The 3,381-nt window shown below is 41.9% G+C and carries 5 protein-coding genes; 2 read left to right on the top strand and 3 right to left on the bottom strand.

What is annotated here, in order from left to right; translation table 11 throughout:
- Positions 1-733 (bottom strand): DUF808 domain-containing protein (locus tag B3182_RS08350; RefSeq protein WP_292752315.1); only part of this gene is annotated, 733 nt, incomplete at its 3' end.
- A gap of 76 nt (positions 734-809) precedes the next feature.
- Positions 810-1,286 carry a nuclear transport factor 2 family protein gene (locus B3182_RS08345; RefSeq protein WP_292358454.1) on the bottom strand — a complete coding sequence of 159 codons (477 nt, stop codon included), beginning with the start codon at positions 1,284-1,286 and terminating at the stop codon, positions 810-812.
- Between the two features lie 101 nt (positions 1,287-1,387).
- Here B3182_RS08345 and B3182_RS08340 point away from each other — a divergent pair, with 101 nt between their 5' ends.
- Both B3182_RS08340 and B3182_RS08335 read left to right on the top strand, forming a co-directional pair.
- On the top strand, positions 1,388-1,963 hold the full coding sequence (locus B3182_RS08340; RefSeq protein ID WP_292358455.1) for a TetR/AcrR family transcriptional regulator: 576 nt from the start codon (positions 1,388-1,390) through the stop codon (positions 1,961-1,963).
- Positions 1,964-2,117: 154 nt separating this feature from the next.
- On the top strand, positions 2,118-2,504 hold the full coding sequence (locus tag B3182_RS08335) for a hypothetical protein (protein ID WP_292358457.1): 387 nt from the start codon (positions 2,118-2,120) through the stop codon (positions 2,502-2,504).
- A gap of 82 nt (positions 2,505-2,586) precedes the next feature.
- Here B3182_RS08335 and B3182_RS08330 read toward each other — a convergent pair.
- Positions 2,587-3,381, bottom strand: a 795-nt coding sequence (locus B3182_RS08330; protein ID WP_292752311.1) for a TonB-dependent siderophore receptor, incomplete at its 5' end; no start/stop codon positions are given.

The following is a 3,381-nucleotide window of genomic DNA, read 5'->3' as shown; positions in this document are numbered from 1 at the left end:
ACATAGCCAACATTCCAACGACTGATAAAAATTTCATAAATTTGGGGGCAAGCCATAAAATGCTCTGTCCCACTGCACGTTTAACTTTTGCAAACCAGTCTTTTCCTGCGCTTGTAATCAGGGCCAATCCGGCATCATCAAATTTGACAATTCCGGCGACTAAGCCGTAAACACCAAAGGTCATTACTAAGGCAATTAATGAAACCACGATAGTTTGTGTCATTATCGGAGCGCCTTGAGCAACGCCTAATGAAATAACAATGATTTCTGCAGATAAAATAAAGTCTGTACGTATCGCCCCTTTGATTTTGCTCCTTTCGAATTCAGCAATATCAATTTCAGGTGTCGTCACAGCATGGACTAATTCATTATGATGCGCGTCGTCTTCTGCCTCATCATGAATGTACTTGTGGGCCAACTTCTCAACGCCTTCAAAACAAAGATATAAGCCTCCCAGCATCATTAATGGAGTGACCAGCCATGGCAAAAAAGCACTAATTGCCAAGGCAGCCGGAACCAGAATCAGTTTATTTATTAAAGATCCCTTAGCGACAGCCCAGACAACAGGTAATTCTCTGCTGGCATCAATGCCACTAACCTGCTGAGCATTTAAGGCAAGATCATCGCCCAATACACCGGCTGTTTTCTTGGCGGCGACTTTTGTCATCAGCGTTACATCGTCAAGTAACGTGGCAATATCATCAATTAATGCAAGTAAACCAACGCTGGCCATAACTTTCTCTCTAGGTAGTTAATTACCTGTGGATTATAGAGATGTTTGTTGATTGATTAGCAGATAATATTGTTATTTATAGTCCCATCTCACTGAGGCCAGGATAATCATCCGGACGTCGGCCCTGTGGCCAAACCAGTTTGCGTTCAGCTTCACTTATAGGCAGATCGTTAATGCTGGCATAACGGGTTTTCATCAACCCATTTTCGTCAAATTCCCAGTTCTCGTTACCATACGAGCGATACCACTGACCTTGTTCATCATGCCATTCATAGGCAAAGCGAACCGCAATCCGATTTTCGGTAAAAGCCCAAAGCTCTTTTACCAATCGATACTCCATTTCGCGCTGCCATTTTTTCTGTAAAAAAGCTTTGATCTGTTCTCGTCCAACAGGAAATTCCGCACGATTTCGCCACTGACTGTCGACGGTGTAAGCTAAAGCAACTTTTTCCGGATCACGACTATTCCAACCATCTTCAGCCATTCGAACTTTTTGTTTCGCTGTCTCGATTGTAAAGGGTGGAAATGGGGGCTTCTGTTCATTTTGTTGCATTGTATCTCTCCCAATTTAAGGTATACCGATTTGTCTACATCAAGAATAGACAGATCGGTATACCTCTGTCAAACTTGGTGAAGTTTTTATAGGTGTTCACTATGGATAAACGTCAGCAATTAATTCACACCGCATTTAATCTGTTCTATCAAAATGGTATTCATGCCGTAGGAATTAATCAGATTCTGCAAACAGCCGGGATTGCGAAAAAAACCCTCTATCATCACTTTGCCAGTAAAGAAGAATTAATACAGGCAGTAGTCGAATATCGTGATGATAAATTTTACAACTGGCTAGCGTCGCGGCTTGAACAGGTAAAACCAGGCTATGATGGACTGAATGAATTATTTGATGCAGTTGATGACTGGATCCATAATCGTGTTGATGTGCTAACAGATTTCCATGGCTGTTTTTTTATTAACACTTGTGCGGAATATAACGATCCAAACCATCCCGTATATCTACAATGCCAGCAGCATAAAACCAGAGTTAACAGCTTAATTGAAAGACAGATTCGTGCCTTGGGAATTAGCGAGTTAGCCATTCAATATGTCACCGAGTCCATTAGCCTGTTAAAAGAAGGGGCTATAGTGACGGCCCATGTCCAGGGTGATTTAACGGCAGCACAAAAAGCTAAAGCGATGACCTGGATTGTGTTGGCCGCCTATCTGAGCTGAATAGTGGCGCTTGATAGAAAAAAAGCCGCTTAATCATCATAAGCTCTGCATTTATCTTAATATTTACCTACATTTACATAGCTTGAACCAAACTTACAAAGAAAAGACCTAAGCTGCTTATCAGTTACAAGGCTCTTAAAGTGAGGTAAGCATAATGGCTAATTCAAAAATTACCAAAACATCCATACTGCTGATGTTTTCATTATTCATCATCGGTTTTTCAGTAAATCAGGCCAGAGCCGATGTCAGAATAAATATCGGGCTTGGGTATCCAACCGGCTATGTGGATCACCGCCATCATGATTATGTCGTACAACACCATGCTCCTCGTTACAGCTATAACAAGCATTATTACAATCAACCCAAAAAGTATTATTCAAAACATAAACACCATTACCACCAGCCAAAAAAATATTATTCAAAGCATAAACAACATCCGAAATCCTATCGTGACTACGATAATCACCGTGACCAGTACCGCTACGAATCCAGAGGAAATCATCGGAATTATGAACATCGGGAACATCGCTATTATCGATAATTGACTGTTCATTGATAACTGGCAGATCGTTTTAGTTATAAAAGAAAAGCCCCATTCGGGGCTTTTCTATGGTTTATTTTAATTAGAAGCTGTAACGCACATTAGCCGCTACGCTACGACGTTCGCCGTAACCACAATCAAAACCTTCTCCACGACACCAGGAAATAAATTCTTCATCAGTCAGGTTTTTCGCATCAACAGTGAAATCCCAATCACCTACGGCATAACCAATCATGGCGTCATATAGCGTTTCAGAAGGAATCTCCGGAGCGCCGCCGCCACCTACGACATCACCAATATAGCGAATGCCCGCACCAACACGCCAATGATTTCCCAGGTAGAGTTTATTCCACCATGAACCAGTTTTTTCAGCCAAAGCAGACAGTCGGTCTCCGGTATTATCATTTTTTGCGTTTAAGTCCGTATAAGCAAATTGAGTTTCGAAGTTCTGCCAGCGTTTGTTAATTTGCAGTTCCCAACCATCAATGACTGAACCAACCTGCTCAACACCACCAGGAGTCTGTCCCTGAACGATACGATTGGTTTCCGTAATATCGAAATAAGCCATTGTGACAGCCAATGTTTTATCTGGAGAGAGATATTTAATACCAATTTCTTGTTGCTCACCGGTGGTGGGTTTTAAGGTATTGGCTGCAGAAGTGCCATCAGTACCGAGGTTCATGCTAAATGCTTCGGAGTAACTGATATAAGGCGATAAACCATTATCAAACCTGTACATTAATCCAACTCTGCCAGTTGTTTCCTGCTCATCACTCGTGACATTGGGTCCGTTTACAGCAAGTTTCCGGTTTTTGGCGAAATCACGCCGTAAACCAGCCGATAAAACCACTTTTCCAATTTCAATATGATCAGCCAC

Source organism: Methylophaga sp. UBA4204, from assembly GCF_002379485.1.
Taxonomy (GTDB): Bacteria; Pseudomonadota; Gammaproteobacteria; order Nitrosococcales; family Methylophagaceae; genus Methylophaga.
Note: the sequence above shows the minus strand (reverse complement) of the source record. Positions and strands in the feature narration are given on the sequence as shown.

Bases quoted from the DNA above. Each gene is read 5' to 3' on its own strand.
- B3182_RS08345 (WP_292358454.1), bottom strand. From the start codon at position 1,286: ATGCAACAAAATGAACAGAAGCCCCCATTTCCACCCTTTACAATCGAG.
- B3182_RS08340 (WP_292358455.1), top strand. From the start codon at position 1,388: ATGGATAAACGTCAGCAATTAATTCACACCGCATTTAATCTGTTCTAT.
- B3182_RS08335 (WP_292358457.1), top strand. From the start codon at position 2,118: ATGGCTAATTCAAAAATTACCAAAACATCCATACTGCTGATGTTTTCA.